Raw genomic sequence first — 19,375 nt, forward strand, 5'->3', positions numbered from 1 at the left:
CGCTGAGCATGAGGCCCACACGCTGGCGCACCATCGCCATGCCGACCTGAGACTGCATCGTCTCGTAGATAATGTTCGGTGTGATTCCGGATCTGACGAAGCTCACCAGGAGGTTGTCGTAGATCGGCTCGTTCACCGACCGTCCTGGCACGATGAGGCGAACACCCTCGAGATCGGAAACCTGCAGCGCAGCGCGCGATGCAAGGGCATGGTCCGTCATCATGAGGACGCTCCAGCCCGACCGGAATACGGATCTGGCTTCGATACCGGACTGCTGGGCAACGGGTCCGACCGGCACCCCGAAGCCGAGATCGATTTCCCTTGATGCCAAAGCGTCGATCTGGCGCCGTGCGTTCATCTCGTAGCGGCGAACGTTGACGTCCGGATAGAGCGCCTGGAGCCCTGCTAGTGCCGGGGGAATGAAGGGCAAATTCGTATATTCGACCAGCCCGATCGAAAGAGTGAAATCCTCCATCTGGCCGGCCGCTCGCGTGGCCTTCAAGGCATCATCGATCCTGCCAAAAATATCATCGAGCCGTTCACTCAGGGCTTTGCCAGCGGGCGTGAGTTCGACGCCACGAGGAGACCGGGTGAGCAATGCGACGCCGAGAATGGCCTCAAGTCGACCGATCTGCTGACTGAGGGCGGATTGCGTGATGCAGGCGATGTCGGCAGCACGGCCAAAATGAAGTTCCTCGGCCAGGATCTGGAAATACCGGAGGTGGCGTAACTCGAGCGGCGTACGGACGGGGGGCCGTTTTGTCATTGGGCGGATTGCCTGAGCGACGTCGGAAGCATGACCCCGTGGCCAGCGGCGCCGATCGTGCCGGCGTCGGAGGGCGCGAAGAGATCGCGCGCGTTGATCTTTAACATTCTTCCAGGACTTGTTCTTGCATCACCGCCTGGGACGCAGCCGACCAGTCTACGGCCCCGCCGCCAAGCTACTGCGATCGGTCTAGCGATGATCGGCAAAGGCCTCAAGGTCGACGCCGTTTCGGAGCGCGCCCACGGCAAAAGCGGCCGCTTCGACCGCCCGTTTATAAGCGCGGGGTCTCTGTTCAGGGCCAGCTTTGTCAGCTTGCCAGGCGCTCGATGACGAGGTCGAGCAGCGCCCGCAGGCGCGACAGCCGCCGCAGGTCCCGATGATACCCAACATAGGTGTCTCGCCCGGGCGGCGCTTCCCCCAGGTCGATCGGCACGATGCCCGGGATGCGGTCGCCCAGCGGCCTCGGTAATACCGCCAACCCGATGCCTTGACGACAGAACTCAGCTTGCAGCACGCGGCTATTGCTGCGCATGGCGATCTGCGCTGCGGGGAGGATCCGCTTCAGCCATAGCGCGTCTGGCATCTCCGCGAAGGCAGTGTCCATCGTAATCAGGCGCAGGCCCGCGCCCCCGCCGCTCAAGGTGACCACAGCTTCGGACCGCGCATAAAGTGCGTAGGAGCAGTGCAGCAACCGTCTTGATATAACCTCCGGCTCCTCGAACGCCTTGATCCGGAACGCAATGTCGGCCTCGCGTCGTGGCAGGCTGTACAGTCGGGCATCGCTCAGTAGCTCGACGCAGACCTTCGGATGGCGCTCGCTGAACTCCGCCAGAACGGGCGCCAGCATGTAGGTGCCGAACCAGTCGGAACAGGAGAGCCGTAGCATGCCGTCGAGCTGCGCATCAGCGCCAGCGAGGCGACGTTGGAAGGCAAGCGCCTCCTCCTCCATCCGTTCGGCATGTTCGAGGACGGCGTTCCCCTCGTCGGTGAGAACAAAGCCCTCAGCAGTCCGCTGGAACAGCGCATAGCCGAGCGCGGCCTCCAAGGCCCTCAACCGTCGCCCCATGGTTGGCTGGGTCTGACCGAGGCCACGCGCCGCCGCGCCGAGCGTGCCCGCACGGGCAATGGCGAGAAAAACCCTGAGATCGCTCCATTCCATTCGACACCCAAACAGAAATGCATGGACTTTATACAATATCATTGATGGCCATGCACAATGCAAAACGCAATGGTGGAGCATAGCATTTCAGGAGAAAGACCATGACCAAAACGATGAAAGCCGCGATCCTCGAGATGTACGGTAAGCCGTTCCGGATCACCGATATCCCTGTGCCGGTGCCCGGACCTGGCGAGGTTTTGGTGCGCGTCGCCGCCAGCGGCGTTAATCCGCTCGACACGAAGATCCATGCCGGCGCGGCGGAACATGCCCGCCATCCGTTGCCGGCGATCCTCGGAATTGACCTTGCCGGTACGGTCGAAGCGGTGGGTTCCGCCGTGACCGATTTCCGGCCTGGCGATGAAGTCTACGGCATGGCCGGCGGCGTTGGCGGACTGCAGGGCACGCTCGCGGAATATGTCGCGGTCGACGCGGATCTTCTGGCGGTGAAGCCTGCGAATCTTTCGATGCATGAGGCCGCGGCGCTCCCCGCCGTGGTCATCACCGCCTGGGAGGGGTTGGTGGATCGCATGGCTGTTGGCGCGGGCGAAACCGTCCTGATTCAGGGCGGTGCCGGCGGCGTCGGCCATGTCGCGGTCCAACTCGCACGCGCTTTCGGAGCGGAAGTTTTTGCAACCGGCTCACCCCATAGCCGCGCCATCATTGAGCGCCTGGGCGGAACCTTCATAGACCGGACGGAACCCGTCTCGGACTATGTGCTGCGCCTCACGGGCGGGCGCGGTTTCGACCGCGTCTACGACACCGTGGGCGGTGCTGCCCTCGATGCATCCTTTCAGGCCGTGCGGCGCTTTGGGCATGTGGTGAGCTGCCTCGGCTGGGGGACCCACGCGCTGTCCTCGCTGTCCTTCAAGGAAGCAACGTATTCCGGCGTGTTCATTTTGCGGCCACTGCTATCCGGCGATGGGCGCCGGCATCATCGCGAGATCCTCGATCACGCGACGCAGAAAGTCGAAGCCGGATGGCTAACGCCGGTCCTGGACGAGCGGCGCTTCACGCTGAACACCGCCTGCGACGCTTACCGCGTCATCAAAGAGGGCATGGCCAGGGGCAAGCTGGTGCTCGATATCGCCTCAGGCGAGCATGGGGGCGAACAGACGGCAGTTAGGCCCCTGCGCTAGGTAATTTATTGTATTTGTTAGGAATTTTTGGCTTCGTGCTCATGTATGGCCACTGGCGCGTGGGCTGAGGCCGCAGCGCAGGTTATGGCAACGCCCCATTTCCGGCGTTGCCGTGGCCGAGGTTTATGGGTAAAGGGGGAGCGCACGGACCCGTAGCTCAGCTGGATAGAGCGTTGCCCTCCGAAGGCAAAGGTCGCGCGTTCGAATCGCGCCGGGTCCGCCAGCATTTTCAAAGGGTTAGAGGAAGCTTCCAGGTTGTTCCTGGGCTAGGTGCCCTGTCACCTGCGGCACAGGCTGCAGTCGATAAACTGAGTGCTTTGCAGGCTTCTAAGAATGAGAGTGTCTCCTGGGGAAGATGGAGACGCATGACGAGAGCCGCATCTTCGGGGCCGACTGCACAGTATTTGCCAGATTCAGAATGAGGCCGGGCACATCCGAGCGGGGACGTCATCGCGGCTTCGTCGTTACCGGTAACACGAGAGGCATGCAGCCGTGATCGATGTTCCGGCCATTTCATTTCGACATATTATCAGATGGAGGCATTGAAAGCGTCCAGAAGGATACCGAGGGGGTGAATTTTCTACAAAAGCATTAAGCTTTTGTGGAGAGTTCACTCAGCATGTCGTCAGGGAATCGATCGGTCGCCTTTCTTCATCATTTGCGCTGGCTTGCCGCTGTGGCGGTTGCCGTTTCGCATATCCGGCAGAATTTGATCGCCGGTAATGAGCAAGAAGCGCATCATGGGATTCTCACGGCAGTTGTGTTCTCGGTGTCGGATTTCGGCGGCGCGGCGGTCATGGTCTTTTTCGTCTTGAGCGGATTTCTGGTCGGCGGCAAAGCGATGGATCTCTTTCAATCCTCCTCAGTCGCGCGCGAATGGCCGCATTTTTTAATAGACCGTTTCAGTCGAACTTTCGTTGTACTCTGGCCGGCGCTGGTGCTGGCCGGCGGGGCTGTCCTGTTCCTTCGAGTTATCGCGCCTGATGCACCGTTCATGACGAGTGCCCATTGGGGACCCGCTTTATATCGACCAATCAATGGAGACATATCGGTTCAGTCTTGGCTTGGCGCAGCAGCCTTGGTCAACGGTCTTGCTTCGCCCATGCTGCAGATCAACGGCCCGCTTTGGTCGTTAGCCTTCGAGTGGTTCTATTACATGGCGGCGCTCGCACTCATTCTGGGGATCCGGGGCGTGTCCTCTACGGGGGCTGTCGCTATTATGGTTTATGCAGTTATCCTCCTCGGGCTGGGGCTGATATTCAATTCCGATATGATTGTCTGGACCCTGGTGTGGATCATGGGGGTTGCGTCTCGTTTCGTCTTCGACCGCGGAGTCCTGCGCGGCTCATGGCTGAAAATCGGCTCGCTTGCCGTCCTGGTCATCGTGCTCGTGAAAAATCACATTGATCATGGCGTCTCAAATCTGTTGATTGGCTTAGCGACGGCTTTTGTCATCGCCAACCGGGATTGGGCGTCGTGGAAAATGGGCGCGTCCTGGGGAGAGAAGCTCGCCGGGTTTTCGTATTCGTTCTATCTGACGCATTTTCCGATCACCGTCGCCATTCTCGGCCTGTTGTACCGGTGCGGCATTACGGCGCAGCGCCTGCCGCTCAACGGCGTTAGCCTTGCCATCATGCTGCTTACCTTGGCGTCCGCCGTGGCTGCGGCGCGGGTATTCGCCCTCGTCACCGAGGACCGCACGCGTGTTGTACGTAATTTTCTGCTGCGGCGATTCAAACTCGATACGCCGAGTCCGGGTGCCTTGTCCTCCGATCATCAGGGCTACGCGGTTCGCTCTGAATGATCGCCGCCGATCGGCGGACCGCTAACGACATGACCACATGCCAGCGACGACGAGGAGGATTGGCCGCTAGGGCGCAGCCTCTGCCACGCTAAGAAGACGTGGCGCCGCCTAGGGCGGGGCAACCCCGATATAATACAGGCCATTTGCGCCGTAATAGGGCTGGACCCAATATCCCCCGCCTCCGCTGCCGGAACAGTAATAATAAGGCTGCCCGGCGCTTGGCTGGTAGAGGCAACCAGGGGGCAGGGCGGCAAAGGTTGCGCCTGCGGCCGCATGGTAGGCATTGGCCGAGGCCACGGTCGCCCCGACCGCCGCGCCGGCCACGGCGGCGCCCGCGTAGCCCCAGCCCGTGCCGCAATTCCCGCAGCCGCCGGCACCGTAATAATTGACCGTGGCCGGCTGGTGGTAATAATCGCCAGTGGAATAGGTGGTATGGCCGTTATAGCCCGTATGCCCGACGGTGCCGTCGGAGGCTGAGGTCGAGTGCCAATAGCCGCCGGAATCGCTCGCATGATAAGCGCCGGAACCGTTGGCGGCTGTTCCATGCTCATACCCTCCGAGGTCGCTGGTATGCGCGGCCCCCGCGGAGCTGACGCTCGTTGAATGCTGCCAGCCGCCGGCATCGCCGCTGTGAGTGTAACCGCCGGCGGCATTGCTGTGCCAGCTGCCGCCGCTGACGCCATGGAAGCCGCCGCCCCCACCGCCGCCATGGAACCACGCGAAAGCAGGCTGCGCCGATAAGACGATGGCCAAAGCGGCGCGTGTGGAAAAGCGGATGGCGTGCATCACGGCCTCCCTTCGATCATGTGGCGATGGTTTCATGGCTTCGCCCCCGGTGCGTCGGGGCTGGATGCCAATGCCCCCGGTGGCGTGCGCAGGGGCGGCGGCATGAAGGTGATTCGTGCGGCATGCGCCGCCTTGTCGGACTGGAATGTATGCGCATCCACGGCGCCCCCAAGGCGCCAATCCGCATAATCCGTCTGGTAATGGGCGTGGGCGGGTTCATACGGGTAGCTGACACGGATCATGCGCGGCAGATGGTCTTTGGCCCCAATCCATAACTCGGCCTGCAGGCCATCGCCGGCAATCGCCACCATGTCGGTCACCGTGCCGCCCACCACCACCGACCGGCCGACATAGAAGGCGGAGGTGACGTTCTTATCCAGCACGGCACAAGGGTGCGACACCATCACGTCGGAGAAGGGGAAGTAAATGCCCGCTACGTCCCATGCGGCATCGAGCATGTCATCGATGGTCCGTGGCGCATCGCTGACGGCGACGAGATTCGATGAGGGGATGTAGGCCGTCATGGTCTTGCCGTCGTAGTAGAACTCGTCCGGTATGCCGTCGCCAAGCTTGAGTACGCGGAGCTTGTCGGGCCTTTGCAGGGTGACCTGGCTTTCCGTGGTATAAAATAGCGGTTGGCCGTTGCGCGCGGCACGCTCATAGGTGTCGATTGCCGTAAAGGACATCGTTGGCGCGGCGCTCAGCATGTCGCATGAGGCGTGCAGAATCGCCATCGCTTTCGGCTCGATAGTCCCGGCTTGTTGCGAAGCGGTCTGCGCGGCCGCTGCAGGCAGCACGAAAAACGTCGAGGCCGCGATGGCCCGTACCATTCTGTCAAACCACATGGGACACGCTCCGCTTGTGGTGTGTGTATTCGAGAAGACTGCCTAAGCTAGCTGAAACCCGCAGCGCCGCATTGATTCAGATCAATGCGATTTGTCTTGGCCTGATGTGAGACGTTTGTGATTGCAAATCGGCAACGGGTTGGGGCGCCGACCAATTATATTTAACTAAATGTTGTCAAATCCGTGCATGGGTATGGGTCGTTTCATTCGCGCGTCCGCCATGCCCGTGCGGCCGGCCCACTGGCAGCGGGCTTGCCGCCTATGTTTTGTCAAGACGTGCAAGGCATTGTTGCGCCCGGTGGCGTTACGCGTATTTAAGAGCTCTGCCAGATCAGGCTGGAGACGAACGCCACCAGAAACAGTGCCACCACAATGGCCGGCGCGATCATCCGCAAGAGCCGGAAGGTCTGATTCTCGTGCCGGTACGTCATCGGGTCGTTCTTCGGTCTCATTTCCCACCTTACTCTTCAACCGGCCGGGTTTCGGGCCGTTTCAAACTGTAACCCCTGCCGCCCGTCATGTTCAAGCTGCGCCGCGAGAAGCCTGCCCCGCTCCGATATTCTGCCTTCGGGCCGCTTGACCGGACTAACGCGGTCCTGTATCAGCACAACTGCGAATAATTATCATTTGCAATTAAGCCGTGGGCGTCATGGGAGCGAAGGCGATATGAGCGTGGACGACGATCGGAGCCTGACCCCTCGGGCGAGCTGCCCATTCCCGGCGGGCTTTGGGCCTATGCAAAGTTACGAGAAAGAATGATGGGGAAATCGAAGCGAGTGTGGCTCCGGCGTGGCCTGTCGACGCTATCAATGCTGGCGGCGTACCAGATTCTGCCGGCCAGCGCGCAGACCGCCAATTCAGGCCTGCTCGGTGACATGGGCGGGCTGCGCACAATTTTGGGCAAGGAGGGCGTCACGCTCGGCATCACGGACAGCGAAAACCTGCTCGCGAACGTTTCGGGCGGCGTGAAGCAGGGTGCGACGATGCAGGGCGTGACCACGGCCACGCTGGACGTGGACACCGAAAAGGCATTTCGCCTGCAGGGCGGGACGTTCCATGCGAGCGCGCTGCAGATTCATGGGCAGAGTCTGAGCCCCAGCTATCTTGACGATCTGCAGACCGCGAACGGAAACGAGGCGGAAAATGCCACGAGGCTCTGGGAGTTGTGGTATGATCAGGCGTTCGATGAAAGCCGCGCCGACGTGAAAATCGGCCAGCAGAGCATCGACAACGAATTTCTCGTCAGCCAATATTCCGGCCTGTTCGTCAACACGATGGCTGGCTGGCCGCTGCTGCCCTCGAGCGATTTGTTCGGCGGCGGCCCTGCGTATCCGCTGTCGTCCCTGGGCGTCAGGGGCCAGTTCAAGCCGGCTGATAACGAAAACATTCTCGCGGGCGTGTTCGACGACAATCCGGGCGGCGGCGCGTTCAGCGACGACGCACAGGCACTGGACCATAGCGGTACGCGGTTCAATCTCAATACCGGCGCGTTATTCATCGCGGAATTCCAGTATGCGGTGAACCAGCCGGCGGTCGGAGACATGGTGCAAGCCGGCCGGGCGCCGTCATCGGGCCTGCCGGGTACCTACAAGATCGGTTTCTGGTACGACACGGGAGCTTTTCCGGATCAGGAGCTTGGCACGGATGGGCTGTCGCTCGCGAATCCGGCCAGCAACGGCAATCCGATCATGCATCACGGCAATTACAGCCTCTATGCCGTGATGGACCAGACGGTTTGGCAATCGCGTGCGGATAGTTCGCGAAACCTGAACATTTTTGCCCGGATCATGGGCGCCCCGGCGACCCAGAACCTGATCGATTTCAGCTTCAATGGCGGCGTCACGCTGGCAGCACCTTTCCCCGGCCGCGACAACGACCAGGCCGGCATCGATTTCGGGTTGGGCAAGGTGAGCGGCCGCGCCGCTTCGCTCGATTGCGATGAAGGCGTCACCGTGCAGGGAACGGAGGCGCTGATCGAGCTGACCTATCAGGCGCAGGTCACGCCATGGCTCATTTTGCAGCCGGATTTGCAATATGTCGTGAATCCGGGGGGCGGCGTTCTGGATCCCGCGGATCCGACGCATAATCTGCGCAATGAGCTGGTGGTCGGCACAAGGGCGGTCGTCACGTTCTAACCATCGGCGCCGACATGATGCTTGTTCTTATGATCATTGAGAAAGCTGGAGACATACACGATGACGAATCGGAAATTATATGCAGCCATTTTGGCGGTTGCCTGCGTCGGCGTGGCGCTGACGGTGCCGGATGCCAGGGCGCAAACCGCGAACGAAAGCGCCTATCTGGCGGGCGTCCATAAGCACCAGCTCCTGGGCTCGACGGTGCCGGCGAACGGCGACCAGAACCCCTATGCCATGGTCGTGGTGCCGGTGACGTCCGGAACGGTGCAGAAAGACGATCTTCTGGTCGACAACTTCAACAACCGGAACAATCTGCAAGGCACCGGCACCACGATTATGGATTACCGGCCGTCCACCGGCCAGATGAGCGTTTTTGCAACCATTCCGCACGATCTTCCCGGCTGCCCAGGCGGCGTCGGGCTCACCACCGCCATGGTCATGCTGAAAACCGGCTGGGTCATCGTCGGCAGTGCGCCGAGCACCGACGGCACGACCAAGACGCTGGGGCGGGGATGCCTGATCGTGCTCGATTCCGCCGGCAAAGTGGCCAGCACGATCGCGGGGCCGGAGATCGCCGATCCGTGGGGCAATATGGCGTGGATCGATAACGGTCAGTCCGCCACCTTGTTTGTCAGCAATGCCGGCTTCGGGATCGGCGCGCCGGGTCAACCGGTGCAGAACAGCGCGACGGTGCTGCGCCTCGGTTTGACCATCCCGGCCGGCCAGCCCCCGCAGGTCACCAGCAAAACCATCATTGGCAGCGGCTTCGGCGCGCAGGCCGATTCCAGCGTGTTTCTGATCGGGCCGACCGGCCTGACCCTGGGCGGAAACGGCGCGCTTTATGTGTCGGATGCGATCGGCAACCGGGTGGTGGCGATCCCGGACGCGGCGACGCGCACGGACAGCGCGGGCACGGGGCGGGTCGTCAGCCAGGGCGGCCTGCTGAATCGCCCGTTGGCGATGGACATGGCGCCGAATGCCGATCTGTTGGTCGTCAACGGCTTGAACGGGCAGGTCGTGGAAATCGACCCGGCCACCGGCAAGCAGCGCGGCGCGCAATGGATCGATGCGGATGAGGCCCAGACGCCTCCCGGCAGCGGCGACCTCTTCGGCATCGTCGTCAATCCAAATGGCAAGGGCTTCTATTACGTGGAAGACGACGTGAACGCGATCGTCCTGGCGCACTGACAAAATACCGCGACGGCATTTTCCGGCTTCGTCGAAGTTCGGCGAATGCCGTCGCGCTCCATGAGCGGCGCCTGCGCGGGCAGCGCGGGTTGAAACCGGAGAAACGAGCCACGGTAGGCTTGCACGATATAGCAAATTGGCTATATCGTGTCGTCCATGCCCAGGGAAAGATGGGCATGGACGACCACACCGAACGCATATCGCCCCGCGGCTCTATTTTCTGGAAGCGTGAACGTTGCTGATGCCCTCCCGCCGCTTGTCGGCCGTTGCCCTTCGTCATGTCGCGTTTGAAGATCTCGGACTACTTTCAGCGGTGCTCGATCAGGCGGGGTGGGCGGTATCTTACTGCGAGGCGCCGGCCGACGATCTCACTGATCCGGTGATCGAAAAGGCTGACCTTCTGATTGTGCTGGGCGGCCCGATCGGCGCTTATGAAGATAACCGTTACCCATTTCTCGGAAAGGAGCTCGCTCTTCTGGAGCGGCGCCTGGCAAGAGATCGTCCGACGCTGGGCATTTGTCTTGGGTGCCAGCTTATGGCGAGGGCTCTGGGCGCCCGCGTGTTTCCCGGGCTTACCAAAGAGATTGGCTGGGGGCGCGTTGACCTCACAGACGAAGGGCGCGCCTCAAGTCTCAGCCCTCTCGCGGAGGAAGATGCGGAGGTCCTGCATTGGCATGGCGACACATTCGATCTTCCCGACAAAGCAATCCGCCTTGCGTCCAATGCGGCCTACGAAAACCAAGCGTTCGCATTTGGCAAGTCCGGTTTGGGGGTGCAGTTTCACCTCGAGGCCGATTCACGCCAGCTTGAGGAATGGTATGTCGGCCATGCCGTCGAGCTTATGGCGGCCCAAGTGTCGATCGATGGCCTCAGAAAAAAGGTCGCGGCGCTTGAACAGCGCCTCCCGTCCCAGGCCGGGCGCATTTTTACGGAATGGCTGCGGCCTCTTGCAATCGGGCGGGAATCGGTTTCTCGGCGTTCGGTCCGACGGCCGCCGGCGGCCGTATCGGCGGACTGCACGCGTTAGTGTAAGGGGCTGTCAATTTAGGCAGCGCATTGATAGATCGGCATTTTTCGATCATTGCATTTTCTTCGTATTTTCCCTGTTCCGTCAAGGGCGCGAAGCGCCGGCGAAGCCGGGTAAACCCCTTGACGGAACAGGGAAAATACGCGGACGCTCGGGATCGAAACAATGGCGACGCGTAAAGCGCGACGCGGGGCATTCATAAATGTCCGGGGCCCCGGTCAGGGGAAAACGGTCCTTTGTTAGGACGAACAACAACCAGCCCCGGCCTCCAGCGCCCGACGGCTTTGATCCAATGATCTTGGGGTCATATTTGGCATATTGACAGACAATTTTTCGTCGCGCAATTGTCCGACAATCTGGCACTTTACCGCCAGGGATAAGGGTTGGAAACATGAATGATCTAAGTCAGCGGATGGACCGGTTGCCGATTACGCCTATGCATCGCATTGCGATCGCGGCGCTGGCGTTTGCATATTTCTTTGAACTGGCTGACCTGAATACTTTTGCCTACGCGGCGCCCGGAATTATCGGTTCCTGGCATATTCCGGTGCATGCCGTGGCGTTGATCACATCCACGAGCTTCGGCGGCATGTTTATCGGCGGTACGTTTGGCGGTGTTCTCGCGCACCGGATCGGCCGCAAACGCGCGTTTATCTTGAGCATCCTGATCTACACCATCTTTTCGTTGCTCAACGCCGTGTCCTGGAACGTAACCTCGCTCGCTCTGTTCCGGTTCCTCACAGGCATCGGGCTGTCAGGGATGACCGTCGTGGCGAACGTCTATATCAGTGAATTCTTTCCGGCCCGCATGCGCGGCAAATATATGAGCATGATTTTCACGCTCGGTTTGATCGGTATTCCCGCAACGGCGTGGATCGCGCGCTTCCTGGTGCCAACCGCGCCATGGGGTTGGCGCCTTGTGTTTATCTGGGGCAGCCTCGGCCTTTTGGCGATTCCCTTTGCCCTGCGCTTGATGGAATCACCGCGCTGGCTGCTGGCGCGGGGGCGCGAGACAGAAGCCTTGCAGGCGGTGGAAAAACTCGAAAAACTGGCGGGCATCACACCAGGTGCCATTGCCGCACCGGCGCCCATGGTCGCGAAGACGGTTGAGGCAGGCGGCTATCGTCAGATGTTCAATGCCGAGCACCGGCTGCGCACCATCGGCTTATCCTTGGTCTGGATTTTTCAAACGCTCGGGTTTTACGGTTTCGTCGCCTGGGTCCCCACGTTGCTGGTGCAGCACGGTTTTACCATCACAAAATCTCTCGAATATTCGAGCCTGATTGCGATCTGCAATCCTCTGGGCGCCTGGGTCGGGACGCAACTCATCGAACGTTTCGAGCGTAAATGGATCATCACCGTGGATGCCGTCTTGATCGCCATTGCGGGCGTTGCGTATGGCCTCGCCCCGTCGGCCATTTTCATCGTGATTTTCGGCATGCTGGTGATCATCACCATCCAGTTGATGAATGCCACGCTCTATATCTATACGCCGGAATCATACCCGACCAATTTGCGCTCTTCCGGCGCCGGGCTTTGCTATGGGCTTGGCAGGCTTACAAATGTCGTCGGCCCGTTCATCATCAGTGCGTTGTATCTCAACGCCGGCTATCTCAGTGTGTTTGTGTATATATCGGCATGTTGGCTGGTCGTCGCGGGTGTCGTGGCGACGATCGGGCCCAAAACAACGGGACGGTCGCTGGAAGTGGTGGCTGCGTCGTAGGCGCCCAAGCATGAATGCCAGGCCGCCTGCAGGTTTAAACCTGCAGGCGGCCTGCCTTAATGCGAATCGCCGACAGGGGCGTTCGGCGGCGTAACTTTCCGCAGCAGCGGGACCAGGCACATGCCGAGTATGAAGGCCAGCATGATGGTGCGAAACGCGTCGGCATAAGAGAGCGTCGCCGCCTGGGCATAAGCGAGCCCCCATAACTCCGTGAGCGCGGCCCGATGCGCGGCCGGCGAGCCGAGCTCGTGGGTGAGGCGCTGCGTCACATCCTGCAGCAGCCGGGCCGCCGGTGCATGGGCAGCGGTGAGATTCGAAGCCAGCACCGAAAAATGCAAATTCGTGCGATCATTGAGGATCGCGCTGCACACCGCAATGCCGACCGCGCCGCCCAGATTGCGCATCATGTTGAACAGGCCGCTGGCATATTTCAGCCGCTGCGGCGGCAGGCTGCCGAGGCCCAGAGTGACGCTCGGCGCGACGCAGAACACCTGCGGGAAGCCGCGCAGCAATTGCGGCCAGAGTAACTGGTTCGTGCCCCAATCGCTGGTGATGAAGGAGAAGCTCCACAGCCCGAGCGCGAAGCAGGCAAATCCGCCCATCATGATCCAACGCAGATCGAAGCGTTTCGCCAGCATGATATAGACCGGCACGCCGAGGATCGAGCCGACACCGGTGGAGAAAATCGCGAGTCCCGTCTGCCAGGCGGAATAACCGCGCACGTAACCCAGGAACAGAGGCGTGAGATAGATCGTCGCGAAAATGCCGATGCCGGTGGTGAAAGAGAGAATACAGCCAAGCGAGAAATTGCGGTTGCCCAAAGCGCGAAAATCCACGATCGGAGTCTTCACCATCAGGCTGCGGATGATGAAAGCCAGCAGCGACAGGCCGGAAATCCAGGCGCAAATGGTAATGCTGGCGTCGCTGAACCAGTCCCAGCGCGTGCCTTCTTCCAGGAAATATTCCAGCGTGCCGAGGCCGATTGCCATCAGAACGATCCCTAAATAATCGGCCTCCTTGAGAAGTTTTATGTCAGGCTCGTCGATTTTCACCAGGAGCCCGACGAAGATCGCCACCAATAGCCCCGGCAGGAGGTTGATGTAGAACAGCCAATGCCAGTTCAGCGCGTCCGTGACATAGCCGCCGATCACCGGGCCGAGCGTGGGCGCGACGGAGGCGATGGTGCCGATCACCGCCGCGGCATAGACCCGTTTCGCACCTTGAAAATAATGAAACGAGGAGGTGAACACGGTGGGGATCATCGAGGCGCCGAGCAGGCCCTGCAAGGCGCGGAACAGGATCATGGACTGGATGTTCCAGGCGAGGCCGCAGAGCATGCTGGCGGCGGTAAAGCCGAGCGCCGAGGCGGTGAACAGCCAACGCGTGGAAAACACCCGCGTCAACCAGCCGGAAAGCGGAATCACGATGATCTCGGCGATCAGATAAGCGGTCTGCACCCAGCTGATCTGATCCTGCGCCGCTGACAACCCGCCGCCGATATCCTGCAGCGATGAGGCGACGATCTGGATATCCAGCAGTGCCACGAACATGCCGACGCACATGATCGCGAAAGGCAGGATCGTCCTCATTTGGTGTCCACATCCACGGTGACGGAGAGGCCGGGCCGCAGCAGGCCGAGCGCCCCCGCATCGCCATCGAGCCAGATGCGCACCGGTACGCGCTGCACGATTTTCGTGAAATTGCCGGTCGCGTTTTCCGCCGGCAGCACGCTGAACACCGCCCCGGTGGCGGGGGCGAGGCTGCCGACATGGCCGGTGATCTTTTGCCCCGGCAGAATATCGGCGCTGATTGTGGCCTTGTCGCCGGGGCGCATGCGGGCGAGCTGGTCTTCCTTGAAATTCGCATCGACCCAGAGCCCCTGCGCCGGCACGAGGCTGAGCAGCTGCGTGCCGACGCTGGCATAGCCGCCGAGCTCGGCGCTGCGGTTGCCGATATAGCCGTCGATCGGCGCGCGAATGTCGGTGTAGCCGAGATTCAGCTTGGCATTGGTCAGCGCCGCGCGGTCCCCGGCGAGCGCCGCCTTCGCCTGGCTTTTTTGCGTCTCGATCACGGCGAGCTGCGCCTGTGCCGCCGCCAACGCCGCCTGGGCTTTCTCGCCGCCCGCCAGCCTTTGCTGGAATGTGCTGCTCGCAGTTTGCGCCGCCTGCACGGAGCCGGCGTTGGTGGCGGCCAGGGTGCGATAGCGCGCCTCATTGAGCCGGGCCAAAGCGATCTGCGCGTCGCTGGCGCGGATGTCGGCCTGCGCCTCGATAATCAGCGAGAGCTGCAGGCGGCGCGTGGCGTCGAGATGATCCAGCGCCGCCTCGTCCCCGGCCACGGCGGCCTGCGCCCTGGCCAGGGCCGCGCGATAGTCGCGATCGTCGATTTTCACCAGCAACGCGCCTGCTTTCACAAACTGGTTGTCGGTAACATCGACGCGCGCGATCAGCCCGCTCACTTTGGGCGCCAGATCGGTGACGTTGCCGCCGACATAGGCGTCGTCGGTGCTTTGCCAATATTGGCCGGTCTCGAGCCAGTAAATGCCGAACCAGGCGATGGCGGCGGCGGCCAGCCCGCCGCCTGCCGCCGCCATGAGCCATCGGCGCCAGCGCAGCCGGCTGCCGATGACGGCGCCGGTCTCGCGATCAGCCAGAAGCGGTTGGCTCATGGTCTTGGACTAGGCCCGGCCGTAGCGCGCGGCGGCGTGCTGGCGCGACAGATTGGGGCCCAGCGCGAAGCGTGCCTCGGTCAATTTCTGCCAGTCGGCAATGTCGGGCAGCGAGGGAATCGTGACCGCCTCGTTCTGGTCCAGGCCGGACAACGCCGCGTCCACCATTTCCTCCACGTCCATCACCATTTCCGCCGGCAGATTGGAGATGTTCATGCCCGCGCGCTCCCAGATTTCGGTGCGCGTCGCACCCGGCAGAACCGCCTGAACCTGGATGCCCAGCGGGCCGAGCTCCTGCCGCATCGACTGCGTCAATGCCAGAACGAAGGCCTTGGTGGCGCTATAGGGGCCGTTGAACTGTTCCGGGGCCAGCGCCAGGACCGAGGCGATGTTGATGATGGTCCCGCTGCGGCGGGTGGAAAACGCGCGTGCCGCGGCGGCGGCGAGGCGCGTTGCGGCGGTGACGTTCAGCTCGATCATCCGCTCGAGCACGTCAGGATCGTTGCTTGCCAACGGGCCGTTCATGGCCATGCCGGCATTGTTCACCAGCATGGTGATCGTGGCGTCCGCCTCCAGGCGGCGTTCCACCGCCGCCCGGTCCTCGCGCCGGGTCAGGTCGGCCGGCAAAATTGCCGCTTTCGCGCCGGCTTGCTCCAATGTGGATGCCAGCGCCTGCAGCCGCGCCGTGTCGCGGGCGACGAGCACCAGGTTATAGCCCCGCGCCGCCAGGCGTTTGGCATAAACCGCGCCAATGCCGGTGGAAGCGCCGGTGATCAAAGCGGTATTCTTTGTAGGTTGGGACATCGAGACACTCCTTGGTGAGGCCGTTCCGGTGGGCCTGGGATTGCCATAAAATGTCGATCATCATATGATATGTCAAATGACATATAATGCGTTCAGCCATGCATGGGCAGTGCGTTTCATCGATTTATCCGGGCGCGTATCTTGCGGGGCGGCAGCGATGCCGGGAAGCGGAGGGGTTGGAGTGAGATTTGCCAAAGGGCACAAAGAGGAAACGCGCCAGCGCATCATCGAGGTCGCCTCGGAGATGTTTCGGCGCGACGGTGTGGAGGCGGTCGGCATTGCCGGGCTGATGGCCGAAGCCGGCCTCACCCATGGCGGTTTCTACGCGCATTTCCGCTCGAAGGAGGAGCTGGTGCGCGAGGCCATGTTGTGGGCGTTCGAGCATAGCCGGATGCGCCGGGAAGCCGGGGGCGATAAAGCGGCAGCTCTGGAAGAGCTGATTCGCTCTTATCTGGGCCCGACGCATCGCGACACGCCGGAGCGCGGCTGCGCCGTCGCCGCTCTGGTCAGCGAAATCGCCCGTCATGAGAGCGCGACGCGGGAGGTGTTTGCGGACAAGCTCGAGGCGCTGACCAGGCGCATCGCCGAGCTGCTGCCCGACAGCGTGCCGGAAGCGGAGCGCGGGGCCACGGCCACGGCGATTTTCGGCACGATGCTGGGAGCGCTGCAGATGGCGCGCGCGGTGACCGACCCGGCACATTCGGACGCGATCCTGGAAGGCGGAATTCAGGCGGCGCTGCGCCTGGCCGGCCCGCGCGCGTAAGAAGGCGGGGCAGACCGGCTAGCCGGTGTCCGTCGTGAAATCGACGATGATCTCGTCGGGGAGTTGTTCGAGGGTGAGTTGCACCTCCTCGGGCGTGACGGCCTCGGCCACGCGGATGCGTGCGGTGGCCCGGAACATCGTTTCGCCCGTGAAGGGGGCGGTTTCAATGTCGCTGCTGAACGCTTCGATGTTGGCGCCGAGCTGGTTCAAAGCGTGAGTCACGTCCCGCACGAGCTCCGGCCGGTCGCGGGCGACGAGGTTCAATTCGAGGATCTTGTTGCCGGTCTCCACCGGCGCGGCGTGGCTGAGTTCGACCGTGATCCGCAGGCCGGCATCGTCGAGGCCGCGCAACGCGGTGCTGAGGGCGGCGACGTTCGGCTCGGGCACATTGACCAGCACGATCCCGGCGAACTTGTCCGCGAGACGGGCCACGCGGCTCTCCCGCCAGCTTCCCCCCGCGGCGGCGATGGCCTCTGAAATGGCGTTCCCGAGACCAGGTCTGTCGCGACCCATGAATGTCAGGACCAGAGACGTTGCCATCTTGCGGCTCCTTCGGAACACGCGAGCATTAGCATAAGAAAGTGGCCGCTTTTTGAAAAAAGCGGCGCAAAAACTTTTGTTTGCGCTGGGTCATGGGCGTGTCGCTGACATAGCCCATGGCCCAGCATAATAAAGTTTTTTTGCTACTTTTTGTTCACAAAAAGTAGCGCTTTCCCTTTCTTACCTCTATGAGCGCCCCGACAATTTTGGCCGCCGAGGACCCATGATTCGCCTGGACAATATCAGCAAGCAGAACGGCACGCGCCTGATTTTCGTCGAGGCGTCGGCGGCCCTGCAGAAGGGCGAGAAAATCGGCCTTGTCGGCCCCAACGGGGCGGGCAAGTCCACGCTGTTCCGCCTCATCACCGGCCAGGAGGAGCCCGACGAAGGCCATATCCTTGTCGATCGCGGGGTGAGCGTCGGCCTGTTCAGCCAGGATGTGGGCGAAATGGCGGGGCGCAGCGCCGCTGCCGAGGTGATGGCCGGCGCCGGGCCGGTGAGCGAGGTGGGCGCGGAGCTGGCTCATCTGGAGGCGGCCCTGGCCGATCCGGACCAGGCCGACCAGCTCGACGCCATCCTGGAGCGCTTCGGCGAGGTGCAGGCGCGCTTTGAGGAGCTGGGCGGTTATGCGCTGGAGGGCAAGGCACGGGAAGTGCTGCACGGCCTGGGCTTCAGCCAGGAGATGATGGACGGCGATGTCGGCCGCCTGTCCGGCGGCTGGAAAATGCGTGTCGCCCTGGCCCGCATCCTGCTCATGCGCCCGGACGTGATGCTGCTCGACGAGCCCAGCAACCATCTCGATCTCGAGAGCCTGATCTGGCTCGAGCAGTTCCTGCAGGGCTACGAGGGCGCGCTGATGATGACCTCGCATGATCGCGAGTTCATGAACCGTATCGTGAACAAGGTGCTGGAGATCGACGGCGGAACGCTGACGGCGTACTCGGGCAATTACGAATTCTACGAACAGCAGCGCGCGCTTGCAGAAAAGCAGCAGCAGGCGCAGTTCGAGCGGCAGCAGGCGATGCTCGCCAAGGAGATCAAGTTCATCGAGCGTTTCAAGGCGCGCGCCTCGCATGCGGCTCAGGTGCAGAGCCGCGTCAAGAAGCTGGACAAGATCGAACGGGTAGAGCTGCCGCGCCGCCGCGAGGCTGTGCAGTTTGAATTCCGTAGCCCGCCGCGCTCGGGCGATGACGTGGCGGCGTTCAAGAACGTGCACAAGGGCTACGGCAGCCGCGTGATCTATGACGGGTTCGATTTCATGGTGCGCCGCAAGGAGCGTTGGTGCGTCATGGGCGTGAACGGCGCCGGCAAGTCGACGCTGCTCAAGCTGGTCGCAGGCTCGACCGAGCCGGACGATGGCAACGTGGCGGTCGGCGGAAGCGTGAAGATGGGCTACTTCGCGCAGCACGCGATGGACCTGCTCGACGGCGAGCGCACGGTCTTCCAATCGCTGGAGGACTCCTTCCCGCAGGCGAGCCAGGGCTCGCTGCGCTCCCTCGCGGGCTGCTTCGGCTTCTCAGGCGATGACATCGAGAAGAAATGCCGCGTGCTGTCGGGCGGCGAGAAGGCGCGGCTGGTGATGGCGAAGATGCTTTACGAGCCGCCGAATTTCCTGGTGCTGGACGAGCCGACCAACCATCTCGACATCGCGACAAAGGAAATGCTCATCGCGGCGCTCGCCGATTACGAGGGCTCGATGCTGTTCGTTTCCCACGACCGGCATTTCCTGGCCGCCTTGTCGAACCGCGTGCTGGAGCTCACGCCCGAGGGCATCCACCAATACGGCGGCGGCTATACCGAATATGTGGCGCGCAGCGGCCATGAGGCGCCGGGCCTGCATGGCTAGGGCGCAGCGAGCGCATTCACGCTAAGCTGAGCTTCAACGCTCTGACGGATACGCTCATGTTCCTTCCCGATCATTTCCGCGTCGAAGACATTGGCGAGATGCATGCGATGATGCGTGCGCGCCCATTCGCGGCCCTCGTGTCGTCGACCGCGACCGGTCTCTACGGGACGCACCTGCCGACG

The 19,375-nt window shown here is 62.1% G+C and carries 18 protein-coding genes and 1 tRNA gene; 10 read left to right on the top strand and 9 right to left on the bottom strand.

Annotated features, from left to right (window positions below; genetic code table 11):
- Together VNC39_RS06740 and VNC39_RS06745 are read right to left on the bottom strand one after the other, a co-directional pair.
- On the bottom strand, window positions 1-766 hold a 766-nt coding region (locus tag VNC39_RS06740), incomplete at its 3' end, for a LysR family transcriptional regulator (RefSeq protein ID WP_325397459.1).
- 307 nt (window positions 767-1,073) lie between these two features.
- Window positions 1,074-1,925, bottom strand: a complete 852-nt coding sequence (locus tag VNC39_RS06745) for a LysR family transcriptional regulator (protein ID WP_325397461.1) — start codon at window positions 1,923-1,925, stop codon at window positions 1,074-1,076.
- A 101-nt stretch (window positions 1,926-2,026) separates the two neighbouring features.
- On the opposite strand from VNC39_RS06745, the gene VNC39_RS06750 reads away from it, so the two are divergent.
- From VNC39_RS06750 to VNC39_RS06760, 3 genes are all read left to right on the top strand, one after another.
- Entirely contained in the window at window positions 2,027-3,061 is a 1,035-nt protein-coding gene (locus VNC39_RS06750) for a zinc-dependent alcohol dehydrogenase family protein (protein WP_325397463.1), read from the top strand.
- A 146-nt stretch (window positions 3,062-3,207) separates the two neighbouring features.
- Window positions 3,208-3,284: transfer RNA gene (locus tag VNC39_RS06755), tRNA-Arg, on the top strand.
- A gap of 396 nt (window positions 3,285-3,680) precedes the next feature.
- Entirely contained in the window at window positions 3,681-4,865 is a 1,185-nt protein-coding gene (locus VNC39_RS06760; RefSeq protein WP_325397465.1) for an acyltransferase family protein, read from the top strand.
- A 108-nt stretch (window positions 4,866-4,973) separates the two neighbouring features.
- Here VNC39_RS06760 and VNC39_RS06765 read toward each other — a convergent pair whose 3' ends face one another.
- The 3 genes from VNC39_RS06765 to VNC39_RS06775 form a co-directional block, all read right to left on the bottom strand.
- Complete coding sequence (locus VNC39_RS06765; protein WP_325397467.1) at window positions 4,974-5,651, bottom strand: hypothetical protein; 678 nt, start codon at window positions 5,649-5,651, stop codon at window positions 4,974-4,976.
- A 32-nt stretch (window positions 5,652-5,683) separates the two neighbouring features.
- Entirely contained in the window at window positions 5,684-6,496 is an 813-nt protein-coding gene (locus VNC39_RS06770) for a DUF2092 domain-containing protein (RefSeq protein ID WP_325397469.1), read from the bottom strand.
- A 314-nt stretch (window positions 6,497-6,810) separates the two neighbouring features.
- A complete protein-coding gene (locus VNC39_RS06775) occupies window positions 6,811-6,948 on the bottom strand; it encodes a hypothetical protein (RefSeq protein WP_325397471.1) in 138 nt (45 codons plus the stop codon).
- Between the two features lie 324 nt (window positions 6,949-7,272).
- Between VNC39_RS06775 and VNC39_RS06780 the strand changes: the two genes are divergently transcribed.
- From VNC39_RS06780 to VNC39_RS06795, 4 genes are all read left to right on the top strand, one after another.
- A complete protein-coding gene (locus VNC39_RS06780) occupies window positions 7,273-8,631 on the top strand; it encodes a carbohydrate porin (RefSeq protein ID WP_325397473.1) in 1,359 nt (452 codons plus the stop codon).
- Window positions 8,632-8,691: 60 nt separating this feature from the next.
- On the top strand, window positions 8,692-9,822 hold the full coding sequence (locus VNC39_RS06785; RefSeq protein WP_325397474.1) for a hypothetical protein: 1,131 nt from the start codon (window positions 8,692-8,694) through the stop codon (window positions 9,820-9,822).
- 241 nt (window positions 9,823-10,063) lie between these two features.
- Window positions 10,064-10,849 (top strand): glutamine amidotransferase, encoded by a 786-nt coding sequence (locus VNC39_RS06790; protein WP_325397490.1) that lies wholly within the window; start codon window positions 10,064-10,066, stop codon window positions 10,847-10,849.
- A gap of 391 nt (window positions 10,850-11,240) precedes the next feature.
- The gene (locus VNC39_RS06795) at window positions 11,241-12,572 is read left to right on the top strand and encodes an MFS transporter (protein ID WP_325397476.1); all 1,332 of its coding nucleotides are present in this window, start codon (window positions 11,241-11,243) and stop codon (window positions 12,570-12,572) included.
- Window positions 12,573-12,628: 56 nt separating this feature from the next.
- Here the strand turns inward: VNC39_RS06795 and VNC39_RS06800 are convergent, their stop codons facing one another.
- Genes VNC39_RS06800 through VNC39_RS06810 form a run of 3 tightly spaced genes read right to left on the bottom strand, consistent with a single transcriptional unit; the run spans window position 12,629 to window position 16,044 of the window.
- Entirely contained in the window at window positions 12,629-14,161 is a 1,533-nt protein-coding gene (locus VNC39_RS06800) for a DHA2 family efflux MFS transporter permease subunit (protein ID WP_325397478.1), read from the bottom strand.
- The gene (locus tag VNC39_RS06805; RefSeq protein ID WP_325397480.1) at window positions 14,158-15,240 is read right to left on the bottom strand and encodes an HlyD family secretion protein; all 1,083 of its coding nucleotides are present in this window, start codon (window positions 15,238-15,240) and stop codon (window positions 14,158-14,160) included. Before VNC39_RS06805 ends, VNC39_RS06800 begins: the two co-directional genes overlap by 4 nt.
- A 9-nt stretch (window positions 15,241-15,249) precedes the next feature.
- Entirely contained in the window at window positions 15,250-16,044 is a 795-nt protein-coding gene (locus VNC39_RS06810) for an SDR family NAD(P)-dependent oxidoreductase (protein WP_325397482.1), read from the bottom strand.
- 181 nt (window positions 16,045-16,225) lie between these two features.
- Here VNC39_RS06810 and VNC39_RS06815 point away from each other — a divergent pair, with 181 nt between their 5' ends.
- The gene (locus VNC39_RS06815) at window positions 16,226-16,807 is read left to right on the top strand and encodes a TetR/AcrR family transcriptional regulator (RefSeq protein ID WP_325397484.1); all 582 of its coding nucleotides are present in this window, start codon (window positions 16,226-16,228) and stop codon (window positions 16,805-16,807) included.
- Between the two features lie 18 nt (window positions 16,808-16,825).
- Here the strand turns inward: VNC39_RS06815 and VNC39_RS06820 are convergent, their stop codons facing one another.
- Complete coding sequence (locus tag VNC39_RS06820) at window positions 16,826-17,347, bottom strand: glycine cleavage system protein R (RefSeq protein ID WP_325397486.1); 522 nt, start codon at window positions 17,345-17,347, stop codon at window positions 16,826-16,828.
- 223 nt (window positions 17,348-17,570) lie between these two features.
- Here VNC39_RS06820 and VNC39_RS06825 point away from each other — a divergent pair, with 223 nt between their 5' ends.
- Both VNC39_RS06825 and VNC39_RS17425 read left to right on the top strand, forming a co-directional pair.
- Window positions 17,571-19,193 (top strand): ABC-F family ATP-binding cassette domain-containing protein, encoded by a 1,623-nt coding sequence (locus VNC39_RS06825; RefSeq protein WP_325397488.1) that lies wholly within the window; start codon window positions 17,571-17,573, stop codon window positions 19,191-19,193.
- Window positions 19,194-19,249: 56 nt separating this feature from the next.
- On the top strand, window positions 19,250-19,375 hold a 126-nt coding region (locus VNC39_RS17425), incomplete at its 3' end, for an FMN-binding negative transcriptional regulator (RefSeq protein ID WP_408840309.1).

Source organism: Acidocella sp. (assembly GCF_035535915.1).
Lineage (GTDB): Bacteria > Pseudomonadota > Alphaproteobacteria > Acetobacterales > Acetobacteraceae > Acidocella.

Bases quoted from the DNA above. Each gene is read 5' to 3' on its own strand.
- VNC39_RS06805 (WP_325397480.1), bottom strand. From the start codon at position 15,240: ATGAGCCAACCGCTTCTGGCTGATCGCGAGACCGGCGCCGTCATCGGC.
- VNC39_RS06790 (WP_325397490.1), top strand. From the start codon at position 10,064: ATGCCCTCCCGCCGCTTGTCGGCCGTTGCCCTTCGTCATGTCGCGTTT.
- VNC39_RS06750 (WP_325397463.1), top strand. From the start codon at position 2,027: ATGACCAAAACGATGAAAGCCGCGATCCTCGAGATGTACGGTAAGCCG.
- VNC39_RS06795 (WP_325397476.1), top strand. From the start codon at position 11,241: ATGAATGATCTAAGTCAGCGGATGGACCGGTTGCCGATTACGCCTATG.
- VNC39_RS06810 (WP_325397482.1), bottom strand. From the start codon at position 16,044: ATGTCCCAACCTACAAAGAATACCGCTTTGATCACCGGCGCTTCCACC.
- VNC39_RS06825 (WP_325397488.1), top strand. From the start codon at position 17,571: ATGATTCGCCTGGACAATATCAGCAAGCAGAACGGCACGCGCCTGATT.
- VNC39_RS06775 (WP_325397471.1), bottom strand. From the start codon at position 6,948: ATGAGACCGAAGAACGACCCGATGACGTACCGGCACGAGAATCAGACC.
- VNC39_RS06800 (WP_325397478.1), bottom strand. From the start codon at position 14,161: ATGAGGACGATCCTGCCTTTCGCGATCATGTGCGTCGGCATGTTCGTG.
- VNC39_RS06770 (WP_325397469.1), bottom strand. From the start codon at position 6,496: ATGTGGTTTGACAGAATGGTACGGGCCATCGCGGCCTCGACGTTTTTC.
- VNC39_RS06785 (WP_325397474.1), top strand. From the start codon at position 8,692: ATGACGAATCGGAAATTATATGCAGCCATTTTGGCGGTTGCCTGCGTC.
- VNC39_RS06760 (WP_325397465.1), top strand. From the start codon at position 3,681: ATGTCGTCAGGGAATCGATCGGTCGCCTTTCTTCATCATTTGCGCTGG.
- VNC39_RS06765 (WP_325397467.1), bottom strand. From the start codon at position 5,651: ATGCACGCCATCCGCTTTTCCACACGCGCCGCTTTGGCCATCGTCTTA.
- VNC39_RS06820 (WP_325397486.1), bottom strand. From the start codon at position 17,347: ATGGCAACGTCTCTGGTCCTGACATTCATGGGTCGCGACAGACCTGGT.
- VNC39_RS06745 (WP_325397461.1), bottom strand. From the start codon at position 1,925: ATGGAATGGAGCGATCTCAGGGTTTTTCTCGCCATTGCCCGTGCGGGC.